The organism is Pedobacter gandavensis (genome assembly GCF_032678465.1).
GTDB lineage: Bacteria > Bacteroidota > Bacteroidia > Sphingobacteriales > Sphingobacteriaceae > Pedobacter > Pedobacter gandavensis_B.
On sequence record NZ_JAVTSK010000001.1, the window covers coordinates 261669 to 279815 of the forward strand.

The 18147-nt window shown below is 40.4% G+C and carries 20 protein-coding genes; 16 read left to right on the forward strand and 4 right to left on the reverse strand.

Annotation, left to right across the window (positions count from 1 at the left end):
- The gene (locus R2Q94_RS01050; protein ID WP_316819578.1) at positions 1-1662 is read right to left on the reverse strand and encodes a glutamine--tRNA ligase/YqeY domain fusion protein; all 1662 of its coding nucleotides are present in this window, start codon (positions 1660-1662) and stop codon (positions 1-3) included.
- 80 nt (positions 1663-1742) lie between these two features.
- Between R2Q94_RS01050 and R2Q94_RS01055 the strand changes: the two genes are divergently transcribed.
- The 7 genes from R2Q94_RS01055 (at position 1743) to R2Q94_RS01085 (ending at position 6752) form a co-directional block, all read left to right on the forward strand.
- Positions 1743-2162, forward strand: coding sequence for a cobalamin B12-binding domain-containing protein (locus tag R2Q94_RS01055; RefSeq protein WP_316819579.1), 420 nt, complete (start codon positions 1743-1745; stop codon positions 2160-2162).
- Positions 2163-2179: 17 nt separating this feature from the next.
- Positions 2180-2962 carry an enoyl-CoA hydratase/isomerase family protein gene (locus R2Q94_RS01060; RefSeq protein WP_316819580.1) on the forward strand — a complete coding sequence of 261 codons (783 nt, stop codon included), beginning with the start codon at positions 2180-2182 and terminating at the stop codon, positions 2960-2962.
- 174 nt (positions 2963-3136) lie between these two features.
- Positions 3137-4537, forward strand: a complete 1401-nt coding sequence (locus R2Q94_RS01065; protein ID WP_316819581.1) for a sigma-54 dependent transcriptional regulator — start codon at positions 3137-3139, stop codon at positions 4535-4537.
- A 9-nt stretch (positions 4538-4546) separates the two neighbouring features.
- Positions 4547-5599: an AI-2E family transporter gene (locus tag R2Q94_RS01070; RefSeq protein WP_316819582.1), complete on the forward strand. Its 1053-nt coding sequence runs from the start codon at positions 4547-4549 to the stop codon at positions 5597-5599.
- 53 nt (positions 5600-5652) lie between these two features.
- Entirely contained in the window at positions 5653-5919 is a 267-nt protein-coding gene (locus R2Q94_RS01075; RefSeq protein ID WP_316819583.1) for a YtxH domain-containing protein, read from the forward strand.
- 22 nt (positions 5920-5941) lie between these two features.
- On the forward strand, positions 5942-6325 hold the full coding sequence (locus tag R2Q94_RS01080) for a phage holin family protein (RefSeq protein WP_316819584.1): 384 nt from the start codon (positions 5942-5944) through the stop codon (positions 6323-6325).
- Positions 6309-6752: a hypothetical protein gene (locus tag R2Q94_RS01085; protein ID WP_316819585.1), complete on the forward strand. Its 444-nt coding sequence runs from the start codon at positions 6309-6311 to the stop codon at positions 6750-6752. The genes R2Q94_RS01080 and R2Q94_RS01085 overlap by 17 nt, the downstream gene beginning before the upstream one ends.
- A gap of 110 nt (positions 6753-6862) precedes the next feature.
- Here R2Q94_RS01085 and aspS read toward each other — a convergent pair whose 3' ends face one another.
- Positions 6863-8608 carry an aspartate--tRNA ligase gene (gene aspS, locus R2Q94_RS01090; RefSeq protein ID WP_316819586.1) on the reverse strand — a complete coding sequence of 582 codons (1746 nt, stop codon included), beginning with the start codon at positions 8606-8608 and terminating at the stop codon, positions 6863-6865.
- Positions 8609-8754: 146 nt separating this feature from the next.
- Here aspS and R2Q94_RS01095 point away from each other — a divergent pair, with 146 nt between their 5' ends.
- The 7 genes from R2Q94_RS01095 (at position 8755) to R2Q94_RS01125 (ending at position 15066) form a co-directional block, all read left to right on the forward strand.
- Positions 8755-9300, forward strand: a complete 546-nt coding sequence (locus tag R2Q94_RS01095; RefSeq protein WP_316819587.1) for an RNA polymerase sigma factor — start codon at positions 8755-8757, stop codon at positions 9298-9300.
- 2 nt (positions 9301-9302) lie between these two features.
- Positions 9303-9836, forward strand: a complete 534-nt coding sequence (locus R2Q94_RS01100) for a hypothetical protein (protein WP_316819588.1) — start codon at positions 9303-9305, stop codon at positions 9834-9836.
- On the forward strand, positions 9833-11164 hold the full coding sequence (locus tag R2Q94_RS01105) for a hypothetical protein (protein WP_316819589.1): 1332 nt from the start codon (positions 9833-9835) through the stop codon (positions 11162-11164). The genes R2Q94_RS01100 and R2Q94_RS01105 overlap by 4 nt, the downstream gene beginning before the upstream one ends.
- 99 nt (positions 11165-11263) lie before the next feature.
- Positions 11264-12043: a TerC family protein gene (locus R2Q94_RS01110; protein ID WP_316819590.1), complete on the forward strand. Its 780-nt coding sequence runs from the start codon at positions 11264-11266 to the stop codon at positions 12041-12043.
- 9 nt (positions 12044-12052) lie between these two features.
- On the forward strand, positions 12053-13108 hold the full coding sequence (locus R2Q94_RS01115; protein ID WP_316819591.1) for a nucleoid-associated protein: 1056 nt from the start codon (positions 12053-12055) through the stop codon (positions 13106-13108).
- A 153-nt stretch (positions 13109-13261) separates the two neighbouring features.
- On the forward strand, positions 13262-14797 hold the full coding sequence (locus R2Q94_RS01120; RefSeq protein WP_316819592.1) for an MFS transporter: 1536 nt from the start codon (positions 13262-13264) through the stop codon (positions 14795-14797).
- An 11-nt stretch (positions 14798-14808) separates the two neighbouring features.
- On the forward strand, positions 14809-15066 hold the full coding sequence (locus R2Q94_RS01125) for a DUF6814 family protein (protein ID WP_316819593.1): 258 nt from the start codon (positions 14809-14811) through the stop codon (positions 15064-15066).
- Here R2Q94_RS01125 and R2Q94_RS01130 read toward each other — a convergent pair.
- Both R2Q94_RS01130 and R2Q94_RS01135 read right to left on the reverse strand, forming a co-directional pair.
- Positions 15063-16247 carry a class I SAM-dependent rRNA methyltransferase gene (locus tag R2Q94_RS01130; RefSeq protein WP_316819594.1) on the reverse strand — a complete coding sequence of 395 codons (1185 nt, stop codon included), beginning with the start codon at positions 16245-16247 and terminating at the stop codon, positions 15063-15065. The two genes, R2Q94_RS01125 and R2Q94_RS01130, sit on opposite strands and share 4 nt — an antisense overlap.
- 63 nt (positions 16248-16310) lie before the next feature.
- A complete protein-coding gene (locus R2Q94_RS01135; RefSeq protein WP_316819595.1) occupies positions 16311-16946 on the reverse strand; it encodes a LysE family translocator in 636 nt (211 codons plus the stop codon).
- Positions 16947-17330: 384 nt separating this feature from the next.
- Between R2Q94_RS01135 and R2Q94_RS01140 the strand changes: the two genes are divergently transcribed.
- Together R2Q94_RS01140 and R2Q94_RS01145 are read left to right on the forward strand one after the other, a co-directional pair.
- Complete coding sequence (locus R2Q94_RS01140) at positions 17331-17666, forward strand: tRNA-binding protein (protein WP_316819596.1); 336 nt, start codon at positions 17331-17333, stop codon at positions 17664-17666.
- Positions 17667-18140: a nucleoside deaminase gene (locus tag R2Q94_RS01145; RefSeq protein WP_316819597.1), complete on the forward strand. Its 474-nt coding sequence runs from the start codon at positions 17667-17669 to the stop codon at positions 18138-18140.
- Positions 18141-18147: the final 7 nt, after the last annotated feature.

Consider the following 18147-nt stretch of genomic DNA (forward strand, 5'->3'; position numbering starts at 1 on the left):
TTATTTTTTTGCTTTTGCCCAGGCATCTTTCAATCCAACCGTACGGTTAAAGATCAGATGATCAGGAGTAGAATCCTTATCTACACAGTAATATCCTTTACGGATGAACTGGTATCTTGAATCCAGGTCTGCATTGGCCAGGTAAGGCTCAATAAAAGCTTCTTTGATCACCTCAACGCTCTCTGGGTTTAGGTAATCTTTGAAATCACCTTCTTCGGAATCCGGAGACTCTACGCTAAACAGGCGATCGTAAGTTCTGATTTCGGCTTTTTTAGCATGTTTTGTACTTACCCAATGGATCGTTCCTTTCACGTTGATACCGCTGGTATCTTCACCGCTTTTCGATTCAGGAATGTAAGTACAATGAACCTCTGTGACATTGCCTTCTGCATCTTTAACGAAGCTTTCGCATTGCACTATATAAGCGTGTTTTAGTCTTACAGTAGCACCCGGCGCTAGTCTGAACCATTTTTTAGCTGGTTCCTCCATGAAATCTTCGCGTTCAATCCATAATTCATTGCTGAATGGAATATCTCTGATTCCGCCTTTATCCTCTGCTTCAGGGTTGTTTTCACCATGCAAAGTTTCTTCCTGTCCTTCAGGATAATTGGTAATGACTAATTTAATTGGATCCAAGACCGCCATTACTCTATTGGCCGTTTTATTCAGGTGTTCACGAACACAGAATTCCAATAAGCTTAGCTCGATCAGGTTTTCTCTTTTGGCGATTCCAATTCTTTCGCAGAATTCACGGATACTTTCCGGAGTAAAGCCTCTTCTTCTTAAGCCGCTGATGGTAGGCATACGTGGGTCATCCCATCCGCTTACTACACCCTCATTTACCAATTGAAGTAGCTTTCTTTTACTCATTACCGTATAAGAAAGGTTTAAACGGGCAAATTCATATTGTTTGGAAGGGAAGATTTCCAGGTGTTCAATAAACCAGTCGTACAGCTCACGGTGAGATACATACTCTAAAGTACAGATCGAATGTGTAATCTGTTCTATACTATCACTTTGTCCGTGTGCAAAATCGTACATGGGATAAATGCACCATTTGTTACCTGTGCGGTGATGTTCTGCATGTTTTATACGATAAATAATCGGATCACGCATGATCATATTCGGGCTGGACATATCAGCCTTCGCCCTTAAAGTACGTGCGCCATCTGGGAATTCACCGGCTTTCATACGGGCAAACAGGTCCAGATTTTCTGCAATACTGCGGGAACGGTATGGGCTGTCTGTTCCAGGTTCTGTAGGTGTACCTTTCAATGCAGCAATTTCTTCCGCTGTACTGTCATCGATATAAGCCAGGCCTTTTTCGATCAATTTAACGGCAAAATCATATAAAGTATCAAAGTAATCTGAAGTATACAGTTCATTTTTCCACTGAAAACCAAGCCATTTAATGTCTTCCTGCTGACTATCTACGTATTCTGTTTTTTCAGTTACCGGGTTGGTATCGTCAAACCTAAGGTTTGTATAGCCACCATACTTTTTAGTCAGACCGAAGTTCAGGCAAATCGCCTTCGCGTGTCCGATGTGTAAATAACCATTTGGTTCAGGTGGAAAACGAGTAACAAGGGTCTCGTATTTTCCACTCTTCAAATCGTTTTCAATGATCTCTTCAATAAAGTTCAATGATCTTTCCTCACTCATAAAAACTGTAAATTTAGTCTTCAAAGTTAACATAAAACCGCTAATTTACTTACATTTACAACCTACTATTCGTATATTTTATGAGCAACACATTAAACAGACCCATTCGGGTTTTAGTGGCTAAAGTTGGATTGGATGGGCACGATAGAGGTGCAAAAATCATTGCTACTTCTTTGAGGGATGCCGGAATGGAAGTGATTTATACTGGTCTTCGACAAACACCAGAGATGGTGGTTAACACCGCTTTACAAGAAGATGTGGATGCAATTGGGGTCTCGATTTTATCCGGAGCACACATGACTGTCTTTCCCAAAATAGTAGAAATCATGAAACAAAAAGGTCTGACGGATATCCTGCTGACTGGTGGGGGCATCATTCCTGAAAGTGATATGGACAAATTAAAGGCGATGGGCGTTGGGGAATTATTTGCTCCCGGGACAACGATGGAAACCATTACCAGCTACATCAAAAACTGGGTAGCCGAAAACAGAAATTTTTAAACTTTTTAAAGAAACCTATGGCCTACAATAATCTTTTATCAGAAATCAAAGCATCCGTATTATATGTGACCATTAACAGGGAGCAAAAATTGAATGCCCTCAATAAAGAGACATTATCTGAATTGGCAGATGTCATTGCTTATGCAGCGCAGAATGAGGAGGTAAGAGCAGTTTTATTAACTGGTGCCGGAGCAAAAGCTTTTGTTGCGGGGGCAGATATTTCTGAATTTGCGGCCTATTCAGGGGAAGAAGGAGAAGAATTGGCGAGAAATGGTCAAAATCAGGTCTTTGACGCGATTGAAAATTGTCCGAAGCCCGTTATAGCTGCAATTAATGGTTTTGCTTTAGGTGGTGGCCTGGAATTGGCCATGGCCTGTCATATTCGTATTGCATCCGAAAGTGCAAAATTAGGCTTGCCGGAAGTGACCTTAGGCCTGATTCCTGGTTATGGAGGTACACAGCGACTTACACAATTGGTTGGAAAAGGAAAGGCGATTGAAATGATCACTACTGCGGATATGATTACTGCTGCAGAAGCCGAAAAAATTGGTCTTGTTAATCATGTTGTTCCGGCAGATGAGTTGCTGAGCAAATCGGAAGAAATCCTGTCAAAAATTAAACTTCGCGCTCCATTGGCAATCGCTAGTGCAATCCGGGCAACAAATGCTGCTATTCGCTATGATGAAAATGGGTTTGAGACGGAAATTAAAGAGTTTGGTAAGTGTTTTGATACAAATGATTTTAAAGAAGGTACTTCTGCATTCTTAGAAAAGAGGAAAGCAGTATTTTTAGGGAAATAAATCTATTTTAACCTGATATTGAACCCATTTGATCTTTTTTCAATGGGTTTTTTTATGCAATAAGAATTGCCCTTTTTATAGGTCATCAGATTAAAAAGTGTAGAAAATTTTTCCCATACAAAAAAAATATTTATATTTATCTAGTTATAATGGACTAAACTATTTTATTTCCCTATGAGAAAAATATTGATTGTTGACGACGAGATAAACATTGGGTTATTACTATCTAAGTTTTTAACGCGAAATTCATTTAGCGTCTCAACAGCTACAAGTGGTGTTTCAGCGATGGAATATCTGGCAAAGGAAAGCTATGACCTGGTCTTATGTGATTACCGTCTGGAAGATACAGATGGTAAGGAAATGCTGATCAAGATCAAAGAAAGCTATCCCGGCACTGGAGTAATCATTATTACAGGATATTCTGATATTAAACTGGCTGTGGAACTCATTAAGCTGGGCGCTTATGATTATATCACTAAGCCTTTATACCCGGATGAAATTTTAAATACCATCAATAAGGCGATTGATACACAGATGGCCTTAAATGAAAATAGGTTGGAAATTCAGACGGAAGTACCAAAACAGAAGGGACATAAACAAGAATATAACCATACCGAAAATTTCGTGATCGGAGCGAGTGGAGCTTCCAAGGAACTGCAAAGGCAGATTCATCTGGTGGCACCAACCACTTATAGTGTGATCTTGACTGGTGAAAGTGGAACCGGTAAAGAATCGGTAGCGATGGCCATTCACCTGAATAGTCCGCGAAAAGACCAGCCTTTTGTGGCCATGGACTGTGGATCTTTAACTAAAGAGCTCGCAGGAAGTGAGTTTTTTGGTCATGAAAAAGGCTCATTCACGGGTGCATTATATACCAAGATTGGGCATTTTGAGATGGCTAATGGGGGTACTTTATTTTTGGATGAAGTAGGAAATCTCTCTTATGAGATTCAGGCAGCCTTATTAAGAACGGTTCAGGAGCGTAAGATCAAGAGAATTGGCAGCACCAAAGAAATAGAATTGGATGTTAGAATCATTGTGGCTACGAATGAAAACCTTTCGGATGCCATTCAAAAAGGGAAATTCAGAGAAGATTTATACCATAGATTTAATGAATTCTCTTTGAGCCTCCCACCATTGAGGCAACGTGGAAATGACATTATGGTCTTTGCTGATACCTTTTTAAAAGGAGCAAATCAGGAGTTAAATCGCAAAATTCACGGATTCTCTCCTGAAGTGGAGGAATGTTTTATGACGTATAACTGGCCAGGTAACGTAAGAGAGCTGAAAAACGTTGTGAGAAGAGCTTCTTTACTGACGGAAACGCAAGAAATTCAATTGAAAGCCCTGCCATTGGAAATTTCTACTTATGCCAAAGCTTCGGCGATGGAAACCTCTATTGCGAGAACGGAAAAACCAAGAGACCTGAAGAATGCAGCGCTGGAAGCAGAATATGAAGCGATTTTAAAAGTATTAAGAGAAGTTAATTTTAATAAAACTAAAGCGGCAAAGATCCTGAATATCGACAGGAAGACCCTTTACAATAAAATGAGAGCCATCAATTTGGAGAGTTAAGCGTGTAGCATGTCTTTATTCACTCACAAACAAAGGAATAACATCAATCTGGTGATTATTATCGCCCTTGGGTGCTTAATCGCTTATTCCATACAGGGGATTTTTGGATCTATTTTAAGCACCCTGATCTTGTTTACGATTCTGAGACCTGCTTATATCTATCTGGTAGAAGAGAAGAAATGGAACAAACGATTTTCTGCTCTTCTACTTTTATTTACCTCTGTGATCGTGCTGATCCTGCCTTTTTATGCATTAAGTACGATGGTGATCCAGAAAATTGCGGAATTGCAAAGTGATCACATCTATTTTAAAAACCTACTTTTCAAGTTAAAACACCTGATCCCATTAAATAGTGATTTTCAGAATCTGGTAGAAGAAGGATTAAAAAAAGCTGGAACCTGGGCCACGGAACTCTTTCCTTCCTTAATTTCAGGCGCATTTAACATCGTTTTAGGCCTGATTATTATGTATTTCCTATTGTACTTCATGCTGGTAGAACGGGAGAAATTCGAAGCTTCATTGATCAAATATGCCCCTTTCAGGGCACAGAATGCCTTGCGCTTTGCAGAAGAGATGAGGAATACTACTTATTCCAATGTGTTGGGACAAGGGTTAATTACCGTTGTTCAAGGATCCCTGGTCAGCCTGGCTTTTTATGTGCTGGGTTATTCCGACCCCTTATTCTGGGGAGTGATCACCATGTTTATTTCTTTTGTGCCCATCTTAGGCCCCCCAGTGGTTTTTGTGCCTGCTGCTTTACTGCAACTGGCCAATGGAAACAATTTTGCTGGTTGGGCAATGCTCATCTTTGGCTTTGTGGTGATTATCAATATCGATAATGTTTTGCGTTTCATCATCGCCAAAAAAGTTGGAAATATCCACCCCATCATCACCGTAATTGGCGTAGTTATTGGTGTACCCTTGTTTGGAATATTAGGTTTGGTCTTCGGCCCATTGCTATTGTCATACTTCGTATTATTGATCAAAATATACGAAAGCAGTGCCTTGGCGGCGGAAAGATTCGAAAGAATTAAAACAATTTCCGAAGAGGAATCGTTATAATTACTATATTCCAGCATCAACAAAATAAGTATTCAACACAAAATGTAAATGTCATGAATGATAATTCAAAAGTATTAATTGGGCTTTTAGCCGGTTTAGCTGCGGGTGCGGCATTGGGATTGCTGTTTGCCCCGGAAAAGGGAAGTGAAACAAGAGATAAGTTGAGCCAGTCATTAAAAGATCTAGGGGATACCATCAGAGATAGAGCTGCAGATGAAATTAATCAATTGGCGAGCTTAAAGGATAAAGTTGTAGGTAGTGTGAAAGAGAAACTTCGTAAAGAAGAAGAAGAGTTTCAGGACGATTTAGAACACGCATAAATTATTGCAAAATCCAACTAAAATGCAGGAAAATAAAGAAAAAGATCTGGAGGGATTGGTAGGTGATGCCAAAGAGTACGTCAATACGCGACTGGAGTATACCCGTTTATACCTGATTGAGCGTGGCTCTAAAATGTTCGCTGATCTTGTCACCAATGCTGCGGTGGCCATTTGCTTTTTGCTGGCCTTCCTGTTTGGTACTTTTACTTTAGCCCTGTTTTTATCGGATGTTCTGGGTAGTAATACCAGAGGTTTTGGCTGTGTGGCGTTGATTTACCTTTTATTGGCATTGATTGTTTATTTTACAAAAGAGAAATACATTGAAAAGGCCATCATTAATTTTACCATCAAACGCTATTTTAATAAACTAGCAGATAAGGAGGAGGACGATGAACCGAAAGTATAATATCAACAACCTGGAAGACTTACATCTGCAGGTGCGTCTGCTAAAATCTCAATATAAGGGCAAGGAAGAAGCATTGAAAGGAGATGCTAAACAATACCTCCATCAGTTTACTTTAAACGGATTTATAAAGAAGTATGCGACCCCATCAGCCTTTCTTAAAATTGATGATAAATTCAACATCAGTAGCAAAGTCCTTTCCATGGCGCTTCCTTTAATTATGAACAGCACCTTTTTCAAAGGATCTGGCATCGTTACGAAGGCTTTGGTTGGTTTGGCTTCAGGGAAGCTAGGAAAGTCGCTTGACGCGGAGCATTTATCTGCTATATTTAATTCTGTTACTTCCTGGTTTGGTAAATCAAAGAAAACAACAGAAAAGCAAGCGCTGGAGGTCGATTACGGCATTCCACCTGATAGTGAAACCTATTAAAATTACAGATATAAAAAAAAGGAAGCTGAAAAGCTTCCTTTTTTTATGCTTAAACCAATCGTTAGGGTGTTGATAACCAGTTATGAATCAGTTTTTTTCCTGAAAATCGATTACGCTGTGGTTTGGATTTTCAGTTCTTTCATTTGTTTTTCATCAATAGTAGATGGACTATCAATCATCACATCTCTTCCAGAGTTGTTTTTCGGGAAAGCGATCACATCACGGATGCTTTCTAATCCTGCAAAAATTGAACATAAACGGTCAAATCCAAAAGCAATACCACCATGTGGAGGCGCTCCAAATTCGAAAGCGTCCATGAGGAAGCCAAATTGTTGTTGTGCATCTTCTGGAGAAAAACCTAAATGCTTGAACATTAAGGCTTGTAGCGCTCTATCGTGTATACGAATTGAGCCTCCACCAATTTCAGTACCATTAACCACCATATCATAAGCGTTAGCTCTTACATTTCCTGGATCGGTATCCAATAAGGCAATGTCTTCTGGTTTTGGAGAAGTGAATGGGTGGTGCATGGCATGGTAGCGTTCAGATTCTTCATCCCATTCTAATAGCGGGAAGTCCAATACCCAAAGTGCACTGAATTTATTTTTATCGCGTAAACCAAGGCGTGTACCCATTTCCAGGCGTAATTCACTCAATTGCTTGCGTACTTTATCGGTCAGGCCAGCCATGATCAACACTAAATCACCCGCTTGGGTATTCATTGCTTCCGACCATTTTTTCAGCTCCTCCTCATTGTAAAATTTATCTACAGAAGATTTTAAAGTACCATCTTCATTATGACGCATATAAATTAGTCCTGTTGCACCAATTTGCTGACGTTTTACAAACTCAGTTAACTCGTCCATCTGTTTCCTGGTATAGCTTGCGCAACCTTTGGCATTGATTCCGATGATCAACTCTGCACTGTCAAAAACAGGGAAATCCTTGCCTTTTACCAATTCCGTCAGCTCCACAAATTGCATGTCGAAACGGGTATCTGGTTTATCAGAACCATAAAATTTCATGGCATCTGAATATTGCATTCTTGGAACCTCAGGTAGATCAAAGTCTTTCAAATCTTTGAACAAGGTGCGGATTAATCCTTCAAAAGTATTTAAGATATCTTCTTGTTCGATGAAAGACATTTCGCAATCGATCTGCGTAAATTCCGGCTGTCTGTCTGCGCGTAAATCCTCATCTCTGAAACATTTAACGATCTGGAAATAACGGTCGAAACCAGACACCATCAGCAACTGCTTGAACGTTTGCGGCGACTGTGGAAGGGCATAAAACTGTCCTTCGTTCATTCTGCTTGGTACCACAAAATCTCTTGCACCTTCTGGTGTAGATTTGATTAATACCGGGGTTTCTACCTCAATAAAGTCCAGATTGTCTAAATAACGACGAACGGCTTGTGCCATTTTATGGCGCAACACCATGTTGTTACGGATTGGATTTCTACGTAAATCCAGGTAACGATATTTCATACGCAAATCATCACCGCCATCAGTTTCATCATCGATCATGAATGGAGGTAACTTTGCTGCGTTCAGTATTTCTAATGCAGTGATTTTAATTTCGATTTCACCTGTAGGCATTTTCAGGTTTTTGTTGGAGCGTTCTACTACAAGACCGCTGGCTTTAATTACAAATTCCCTGCCCAGGCTACGTGCTGCCTCGCATAATTCCCGGTTGTCGTCCATATTGAAAACAAGTTGGGTAATCCCGTATCTGTCGCGGATGTCAATAAAAGTCATCCCTCCTAAGTCTCTGGATTTTTGTACCCAGCCACATAAGATTACATTTTCACCTAAATTCTCAATAGTTAGAGCTCCGCAAGTAGTTGTTCTTAACATTATTAAAAGTATTAAGTCCCAAAAATATTGATTTTGAACCGGATATTTCAACCCTCATTGAATTTAGCTCAGTATATTGAAAATATTTTTGTTGAAGCTGCAACGTTTTAAAAAATCATTTGTCATATATAGCGAATTGGAAAACATTGGAAACTGCATACATCGATAAACACGTAACACTCGTTCAGGAGTGCCGGCAAGGAAACCGGAAAGCGCAATTTGAAATTTACAAATTGTATGCAAAGGCTATGTATAACGTCGCGCTTAGGATAGTGAATTTTGATGATGAGGCGGAAGATGTCTTGCAGGAAGCATTTCTGGATGCTTTTACCAGAATAGAGAGCTTTAGAGGAGATACAACGTTCGGCCTTTGGCTGAAACAAATTGTGATCAATAAATCGATCAATTACCTCCGGAAACGGAAAGTAGAGTTTGTATGTCTGGAAACAGTAGATGTGGCAGAACCGGTAGACCAGGACGAAGAAGAACTGGAGTGGAAGGTCGAGGAAGTAAGAGCGGCTATTGCGGAGCTTCCGGACCGTTACCGTGTAGTACTCAGCCTGTATTTATTTGAAGGTTATGATCATGAGGAGATTGCTCATATTTTGAAAATAGCAGAGAGCACTTCCAGAACACAGTATATGCGGGCGAAGATGAAATTAAATGGTTTATTAGTAAAGAGAGGGGTATAGAGATGAACAAGAGGAGTATTGAAGAGTACATTAAGGAAAACAAAAAGGAGTTTGATTTTAAAACACCATCTGATCAGTTATGGGCAAGAATTGATGCCGGCTTAGACAAAGAGAAAGTAAAAAAAAAATCGACAATGCCATTCTGGTTCAGTATAGCTGCATCGCTGATGCTGATCATGACGGTTATTTTTATGTATACCTCTCGTAATGGAGGAAAACAGGAGCTTGAAATTGCCGATATCAATCCAGGTTATGGAAAGAAGGAAATGAAGTTTGCCAGTCTGATTGAAGAGAAGAAGGATAGCCTGCAGGTGTATGCAAAGCGAAACCCTGTGTTGTACGCAAAGTTCAGCGCAGATTTGAACCAGCTGGACAGTGATTATGAAAAATTAAAAAAAGAATTACAGCATAGTCCGAATCAAGAGGTAGTAGTAAGGGCAATGGTAAAAAATCTGGAACTGCAGTTACAGGTGATCAATCAGCAATTGTCGATCATCAATGAAGTGAATCAAATCAAAGAGGAGAATCAAATATGAAAAAGTTAGTTTGGGGAATGAGTGGCCTGTTATTGGCTGCCAATTTTGCCGGCGCCCAGTCGGTGGTAAAAGAACTGAACGACGCGCCGAGGATGGCCGTCATGGTTCCTCTGCAGGTAGATTTAAACGTAGGGCCAATTGTGGCTTTGCCGCCGCTGCCACCATTGCCTCCTATGAATCATCAGGACAGTAATCGTCAGGATGATGCCGAAGATCCGGGGAAATCAAAAACTTTCTCTAAAACTTTTACAGTTGACGCCGGTGATAAATTGAACATCAGCAATAAATATGGTGCTGTAGTGATCAAAACATGGGATAAAAGAGAAGTAAAGGTGGATGTCGACATCAAAGCCTATAGCAAGGACGCCGATGATGCACAGCGTTTATTGGATGAAACCAGTATTGATGCGGGAAAGTCCGGGGATCAGATTACCTTCAAAACAAATATTGGAATAAGAGATGGCCGTTATGGTAGTCAGGTAAAAAATGGTAAAGTGGTTTGGAGAAGGGAAGTGAAAGTAAATTATGTGGTATACATGCCATCAAATATGCCATTAACGGTAAGCAACCAGTATGGCGGACTAAACATAGCGGATTTCTCTGGGCCAATATCAGCCAGAGTTCAATATGGATCATTAGTTGCAGGAAGCTTAAATAGTACCAATAACTATGTCAATGTGCAATACGGCCAAACAGATATTGGTCATTTGAACAAAGGGGTGATCAGGCAGCAATATGGTGCTTCCCTGAAATTAGGTACGGTAGGTACCCTTGAACTGGATGCACAATATGTGGGCGTGGCGATTGGTACCATAAAAGGAGATGCTGTGATTAAACAGCAATATGGAAATGGATTGAATATCGGCAGTGTAAGCAACCTGGATCTGGATGCGCAATATACTAACGTAAATGTCGCTACTGTTAATGGGAATGCGACGATAAAACAACAATACAATAACATCACTATTGGCACGGTCAATAAGTTGAACATCAATGCGCAGTATACAACGGTAAAATTGGGGAGTTTAAAAGGAGATGGGAATTTTAACCTGAGCTATAACAAGTTATCGGTAGATAATATCCTTCCAGCCTGTAGAAATTTAACTGTAAATGCTAATTATACCGGAATCTCTCTTGGTTTCGCCAGCAATTTTAACAGTGATTTTGAGGTTAAAACCAGCTATGGAGGCTTCAAACCGGGTTCGAATGTAGATTCAAGATTGGTTTCGGAAAACGGAAGTACGAAAAATTACAGTGGTAAAATTGGAAATGGTGGAAATGGAAGTATTAATATCCGGAGTAATTATGGCGGAATAACTTTTAATTAAGCTCTATTTTTGTCAGAAACAAACGATTTAAGCCAAAGTCTGCTGGTAAATTCAGCAGGCTTTTTTTATATCTTAGTCGTTTGATTTATTTGACATCACATGGAAATTTTTAATAGCCCGGAGGCCTGGATCTCGCTCATTACCTTAACCATACTAGAGATTGTATTGGGTATTGACAACATCGTATTTATCTCAATTTTAGCAGGAAAACTGCCTGTTGATCAACAGAAAAAAGCACGGCAGATAGGCTTAGGATTGGCCATGATCACCAGAGTACTGTTATTATTGTCGTTAACCTGGGTGATGAAACTAACTGCACCATTATTTAATGTAGGTGATTGGATTGGCATTAGTCATGCAGAATGGCTGGCAAAACTGGCAATTTCCGGTAGGGATTTAATCCTCATCATCGGTGGGTTGTTCCTGATTTACAAGAGTACCCATGAGATCCACCAGAAGCTGGAAGGCGAAGAAGAAGGTGGAATCAAAGGAAAAGTACATTCTTTTCTGGGAATTATCATTCAGATTCTGATTTTGGACGTCGTATTTTCGCTGGATTCTGTAATTACAGCTGTGGGAATGGCAGATCATATCGAAATTATGATTGCAGCAGTAATTATTGCCGTATTGATCATGTTGGTATCGGCATCCGCAATTAGTAATTTCGTGAACAAACATCCGACGGTGAAAATGCTGGCTTTATCCTTTCTGCTGTTGATTGGCGTTTCGCTGCTTGCAGAAGGCTTAGATCAGCACATTCCTAAGGGATATATCTATTTTGCGATGGCCTTTTCTGTTTTAGTAGAAATGCTGAACCTGAAAATGAAGAAAAGCAATAAACCAGTAGAACTTAGAAATACTCCACACGAAAACCAGTAATTTTACCGCATGATTTCTTTTTTTGAAGCCGCACTGGCTGAATTATCAATACATCGCATTGGAAACAAGGCACAAGATGAGTTTTATGTATTATCCGAAAAGTCAATTCCTGTAAAGGACAATATGCTGAGCAATTTATTGCAGCAGTATTTTTTAGGTCCTTTCTCGAAGGTGAACGAGATTTATCATTTTACCCATCCTAATGTAGATCTGAATCTGAATGAGGTGTATCATTTTGCGGCTAAAATTTTTGAGGATGGAACTACCTTTCATGAAAACAGCATGGAACTGGCAAAGTTTCTCTATGATGTTTCAGGACACCCGAAAATTAAACCAGGAGAATTGTATGTGGCGTACTTTGAAAATGTGCAGATTGAAGGGGAGCTTCATGATGCCATCGGGATTTTTAAATCAGAAACCAAGGAGCCATTTCTAAAAGTCTATCCTGAAGATGGAGGTTTTGGTTTGGGTTATGAAGAAGACGCCATCAATATCAATAAACTGGATAAAGGTTGTCTGGTCTTTAATACGGATAAGGAACAAGGTTTCCGCGTAGCGGTAATTGATCAGACCAATAAAAGCGCAGAAGCAGTATATTGGAAAGATGAGTTCCTGAAATTGAAAATCAGAAATGACAACTTTAACCAGACAAGCAGTGTATTGGGGGTATATAAGAACTTTGTTACCGAAAAACTAGATCAGGAATTTGATATTTCTAAAGCAGATAAAATTGATTTGCTGAATAAATCCATGAAATATTTCAAGGAAAAAGAGAGTTTCGACCTGGATGAGTTTTCAAATGAGGTAATTGGCAATGCTGAGGGAATTGAGTCTTTCAAGAACTATAAAAAGAGTTATGAGGAGGAATTTGATAGTCCGATTGCTGATACCTTTGACATCTCAGGTGCTGCGGTGAAAAAACAGACCAGGGCTTATAAAAGTGTGCTGAAGCTCGATAAGAACTTTCATATCTATATCCACGGAGATAAAGAGCTGATTGAGAAGGGCTATGACGATGATAAGTCGATGAGCTATTATAAGGTCTATTTCCGAGAAGAAGAATAAGCCTTCTTTTAGTATCAAATTATAATCAAAAGAGCCAAATCATTTAGATTCTATAAATGATCTGGCTCTTTTTTTGCAAATTCCTTTTATTGACAGTTAATAGTTAAGAATAAATAGTAGCTTTAATTCAGAAGCCAAATATTTCCTTAACGTATGAACCCGGATCTACAGAAGAACAGTATTTTCAAAGTCATCGGTGCCTCTTCTCTGGGGACATTGATCGAATGGTATGATTTTTACATTTTTGGCAGCCTGGCCACCATCATTGGCGCACAGCTCTTTCCTGCAGATGCAGGAGCTTCAGCATTGATCAATACGCTGGCTATATTTGCCGCCGGTTTTATTGTCAGGCCCTTTGGTGCGCTTGTATTTGGTCGCCTTGGCGATTTAATTGGCCGTAAATACACGTTTTTGCTGACTTTGGTGTTGATGGGTGGTTCCACCTTTTTAATCGGTCTGATCCCTTCTTATTCGAGTATTGGTTATGCGGCACCGATTTTAGTGTTGATCTTGCGTTTGGTACAAGGTCTGGCATTGGGAGGAGAATATGGAGGCGCAGCCACTTATGTAGCTGAACATGCCCCAGTGAATAAAAGAGGATTTTTTACCAGCTGGATTCAAACGACCGCTACTGGAGGTCTGTTTCTCTCTTTAGGGGTAATTGTATTGACAAAAAACTTGTTGGGTGCTGATGTTTTTGCCGACTGGGGTTGGAGAATTCCATTTCTATTGTCAATTCTCCTGGTTGGTGTATCCATTTATATCAGGATGAAAATGCATGAATCTCCTATGTTTACAAAATTGAAAACAGAAGGAAAAGTTTCGAAGAACCCTTTAAAAGAGAGTTTCAATCATAAAGCGAACTTTAAAATGGTGCTTTTAGCTCTTTTTGGAGCCACAATGGGACAAGGAGTAATCTGGTATACCGGGCAATTTTATGCGCAATCCTTTATCGAGAATACCTGTAAGGTTGATTTCAATGACTCCAGGTATATTTTACTTTGGGGAATTGCTTTTGCCACCCCTTTCTTTGTGATCTTTGGTTCCTGGAGTGATAAGGTGGGAAGAAAGTGGATCATGCTTACGGGAATGTTGTTGGGGATCATCTTTTACCGGCCTATTTACCAGATCTTTTTAGATGATACAGATTTGAGTAAAGTAACTCAGGAGGATATTTTAAATGTTGAGGCGCCAGTAGTCAGCCGGACCGCAGTTAAGGGGACTACAGATAGTTTAATTACCAGTACTGTAATTGTGACCCTGGTTGATGGCAGCAGCTATCATAAAGTAACATCACATACTAAATTTGCGGCCCCCGATCAGCCGGTTGAAATGCACCCGGAGGTTCTGAAGGACAAAAAACTATCTACCCAGGTGTTCTGGAAATTTGTACTGCTGATTTTCTTCCAGATACTATTGGTGACCATGGTTTATGGGCCTATTGCTGCTTTTTTAGTGGAATTGTTCCCTACAAAAATCAGGTATACTTCCATGTCTCTGCCTTATCATGTAGGAAATGGGGTGTTTGGTGGATTGGTTCCATTTATAGCTACTTTGATTGCCAGTTTTTCTGGTTCTACGCCATTATCCGGGCTATGGTATCCTATCGGAATTGCCGCCTTGAGCTTTGTAATTGGCGCTGTTTATTTGTCTAATAAAAAACCTGTGGAAGCAGAAATCGCAGATTAACCTACAAAACTATGAATGGATTAAAAAAAGGACTGGGATTGGTTTGGATGCTGCTAGGACCTGCATCTATCATCTTTTTATTTATGCAGGCTTATGAAAAGGTAGGTCTTGCCGAGGAGGGAGTACATAAGACCAATACGGCTTTGCAATGGGGGATTATCTTGTTTATTTTTATCCCAATCAGCGCAGGCCTGGTAATATTCGGCTATTATGCGCTGAAAGGGGAATATGATCAATTGTCTGAAGATTCCAAAGAACCGACCAACTAAAGGACTCTCAGTAATAAACCTTTCAGGTATTCACCTTCCGGGAAAGAAAGTCTTACCGGGTGATCTTCTGGTTGGTTAAATTGTTTCAATATTTGCACTTCTCTACCTGCGTCTAAAGCAGCCCAGGCAATGATTTGCTTGAAGGTTTCCATATCTACGGCACCAGAGCAAGAGAAAGTAGCCAGGATGCCACCTTTTTCAAGCAACAGCATGCCTAACCTGTTTAAATCTTTATAAGCTCTTGCAGCTCTGTCTAATGCAGAACGTGAAGGAGCATATTTAGGCGGATCCAATACAATTACGTCGAACTTTTTACCTTCTTCTTTAAAAGCACGCAACTGTTTGTTGACATCTGATTGAATGCTTTCCTGGCGGGAGGCTTCCAATCCGTTTAAAGATAGGTTATGCTGTAAGGTTTCAATCGCTAATGCAGAACTATCCACACTGGTTACATGTGCGGCACCTTGTTTTAAGCTATTTAAAGTAAAACCGCCGCTGTAGCAGAAACAGTCTAACACCTTTTTATCCCTGGTATATGCCGCAAGAATATCGCGGTTGTCGCGTTGGTCGCAATAGAAACCCGATTTTTGTCCGTCAGCAATATTGATGTGGTAAGAAATACCATTCTCTTTAACTTCAATGAATTCCGGTGGCGTTTCGCCCCAAAGCAAGCCTTGAGTGGCTTCCAGGTTTTCATGTTTACGTGCACCAGCATCACTCTTATCAAAAATTCCTCTCGGGTTTAACTCCTCGATCAGGATTTCAATGAGTTCCTGCTTTGCATTTTCCATTCCTGAGCTCAGGATTTGAAGGGAAAGGAAATCGGCATATTTATCTACGATTAATCCAGGAAGGAAATCGGCTTCACTGAATACCAACCTGCAGGTATTGGTATTTTCGTTGAGTAAATGCTGTCTGGAAGCAATTGCATCACGAAGTTTTAACTGATACCATGATTTGTCAATGGTCTTGCTTTCGTCCCATTCCATCAACCTCAATGCTACCCTGGATTCGGCATTGTAATACGCATAGGCAAGAAATTCTGCGGATGCAGCACAAACTTTAACGATTTCACCATTTTCTGGCTTCCCTTTAATTTTATCAATCGCTCCTGAAAAGATCCAGGGATGGTGAAGCATTGCCGCTTTTTCTTTTCCTTTTTTAAGTATTACATCAATCATGCTGCAAAGTTAGGAAAAACAATGCTCTTTTTAGTTTGCTGGCTTTGATCTCCGCAGAGGATATTATTCTGCTGCACTCAAGGCCATTTTTATGGCCATACCGACCAATACACTCGCCATCACCCATTTTTGAACCTTTACCCAGGTTGGATTATTCGCAAAGAATCGGGCAACCTGTGCAGCGGTCAATACGATTAAGAAATTAATTGAAGCGCTGATGCTCACTTGTGTAAGTCCGAGTTGTATACTTTGAATAAATACCGATCCATATTCTGGCTTGATGAAATAGGGAAATAAAGATAAATAGAATACCGCCACTTTAGGATTGAGCATTGTTGTGATTACGCCAATTTTGAAAAGCCTTGATGGCGGGTCATTTACTAATGTGGTATTGGCCTCGAAAAGGGGTCTCCCATTCGGTTTAACCGATTGATAGGCCAGGTAAAGTAAGTACAGCACTCCTAAAACCTTGATCAGGGTGAAGGCATGGGGAACTGCAAATAAAACGGCTGTCAGGCCGAAGGCCACCATAAAAATATGAAAAAGAAAACCACACATTAATCCGGCTAAAGAAACCAGTCCGGCGTTGCGGCCTTGTGTGATGGATCGGGAAATCAGGTATACCATATTTGGGCCCGGACTGAGGACCAGCACTAAGGCTGCCAAAGCAAAATAAGCAAGTTGTTGGATGGGTACCATGGTGTTCTGATTGCGGACAAAATTAACAAAATAATTAGGCTTTCAGACTTCAGGATGAGCGACTGATTTATTGCGGAAGGGTTAGGGAAGTGTTCGGGAAGAGATGCGGGTTCCCGAGGGGTTCAGTAGGAGTTGAGTAGGAGTTGAGTTAGGGTTGGCTAAGGGTTTAACCTACTGAACTCCTACTCAACTCTTACTCAACTCCTACCCAACCTGCAGCACAATTGGGACAATCGGCTTGGTTTTTTGTTGCACTTTATTAGTTTTCTTGATGCCATGATTTCCCTCATTCCTGGGGAAGAGTGTAGCGGATTATTTTGTCTATAGCTGGATAGAGATAGAGGAAGGACTTGGCGTTTTGGCAATAAGTTGTAATTTTAGCACATGGAAGAAATAACCTGGAATGATTTTGAAAAAGTCGAACTTCGCGCAGGAACGATTTTGGAAGTCTTTGATTTTCCGGAGGCAAGAAAGCCTGCTTATAAGCTGAAAGTGGATTTCGGAGATATCGGGATTAAGATGAGCAGCGCGCAAATTACTAGGCACTATTCGAAAGAAGAACTGGTAGGTCAGCAAATTGTAGCTGTGCTGAATTTTCCAAAAAAACAGATCGGTAAATTTATGTCGGAATTTCTGGTGACAGGTTTCGCAGATGAGCATGGTGATATTGTGCTGACAACTTTAAAAGGTACTGTGCCTAACGGCAGTAAATTAATGTAAATGAGTTATTATAACTTTTCAGAAGAAGAAAACCCTGCTGCAGAAGATGAACATTATATGCGTCTTGCTTTGCAGGAGGCACAAAAAGCATTTGATGCAGAGGAGATCCCAATTGGGGCGATAGTGGTGTGTAAAGGTAGGATTGTGGGAAGAGGTTATAACCTGACAGAGCAGCTGAATGATGTGACCGCTCATGCCGAAATGCAGGCTTTTACGGCGGCTTCCCAGACTTTGGGCGGTAAGTATTTAAAAGATTGTGTTTTATATGTCACCATTGAACCATGTGTAATGTGTGCTGGCGCAAGCTATTGGACCCAGATAGGCCGTCTGGTATATGGCGCAACGGAACCGAAACGTGGATTTACCTCCAAAAATGCCAAATTGCTTCACCCAAAAACGGTGCTGAAAGGCGGAGTGCTGGCAGAGGAATGCGGCGCATTGATGACGCGGTTTTTCGCGAACAAAAGAGGCTAACTTGACA

Bases quoted from the DNA above. Each gene is read 5' to 3' on its own strand.
- R2Q94_RS01050 (WP_316819578.1), bottom strand. From the start codon at position 1,662: ATGAGTGAGGAAAGATCATTGAACTTTATTGAAGAGATCATTGAAAAC.
- R2Q94_RS01055 (WP_316819579.1), top strand. From the start codon at position 1,743: ATGAGCAACACATTAAACAGACCCATTCGGGTTTTAGTGGCTAAAGTT.
- R2Q94_RS01060 (WP_316819580.1), top strand. From the start codon at position 2,180: ATGGCCTACAATAATCTTTTATCAGAAATCAAAGCATCCGTATTATAT.
- R2Q94_RS01065 (WP_316819581.1), top strand. From the start codon at position 3,137: ATGAGAAAAATATTGATTGTTGACGACGAGATAAACATTGGGTTATTA.
- R2Q94_RS01070 (WP_316819582.1), top strand. From the start codon at position 4,547: ATGTCTTTATTCACTCACAAACAAAGGAATAACATCAATCTGGTGATT.
- R2Q94_RS01075 (WP_316819583.1), top strand. From the start codon at position 5,653: ATGAATGATAATTCAAAAGTATTAATTGGGCTTTTAGCCGGTTTAGCT.
- R2Q94_RS01080 (WP_316819584.1), top strand. From the start codon at position 5,942: ATGCAGGAAAATAAAGAAAAAGATCTGGAGGGATTGGTAGGTGATGCC.
- R2Q94_RS01085 (WP_316819585.1), top strand. From the start codon at position 6,309: ATGAACCGAAAGTATAATATCAACAACCTGGAAGACTTACATCTGCAG.
- aspS (WP_316819586.1), bottom strand. From the start codon at position 8,608: ATGTTAAGAACAACTACTTGCGGAGCTCTAACTATTGAGAATTTAGGT.
- R2Q94_RS01100 (WP_316819588.1), top strand. From the start codon at position 9,303: ATGAACAAGAGGAGTATTGAAGAGTACATTAAGGAAAACAAAAAGGAG.
- R2Q94_RS01105 (WP_316819589.1), top strand. From the start codon at position 9,833: ATGAAAAAGTTAGTTTGGGGAATGAGTGGCCTGTTATTGGCTGCCAAT.
- R2Q94_RS01110 (WP_316819590.1), top strand. From the start codon at position 11,264: ATGGAAATTTTTAATAGCCCGGAGGCCTGGATCTCGCTCATTACCTTA.
- R2Q94_RS01115 (WP_316819591.1), top strand. From the start codon at position 12,053: ATGATTTCTTTTTTTGAAGCCGCACTGGCTGAATTATCAATACATCGC.
- R2Q94_RS01120 (WP_316819592.1), top strand. From the start codon at position 13,262: ATGAACCCGGATCTACAGAAGAACAGTATTTTCAAAGTCATCGGTGCC.
- R2Q94_RS01125 (WP_316819593.1), top strand. From the start codon at position 14,809: ATGAATGGATTAAAAAAAGGACTGGGATTGGTTTGGATGCTGCTAGGA.
- R2Q94_RS01130 (WP_316819594.1), bottom strand. From the start codon at position 16,247: ATGATTGATGTAATACTTAAAAAAGGAAAAGAAAAAGCGGCAATGCTT.
- R2Q94_RS01135 (WP_316819595.1), bottom strand. From the start codon at position 16,946: ATGGTACCCATCCAACAACTTGCTTATTTTGCTTTGGCAGCCTTAGTG.
- R2Q94_RS01140 (WP_316819596.1), top strand. From the start codon at position 17,331: ATGGAAGAAATAACCTGGAATGATTTTGAAAAAGTCGAACTTCGCGCA.
- R2Q94_RS01145 (WP_316819597.1), top strand. From the start codon at position 17,667: ATGAGTTATTATAACTTTTCAGAAGAAGAAAACCCTGCTGCAGAAGAT.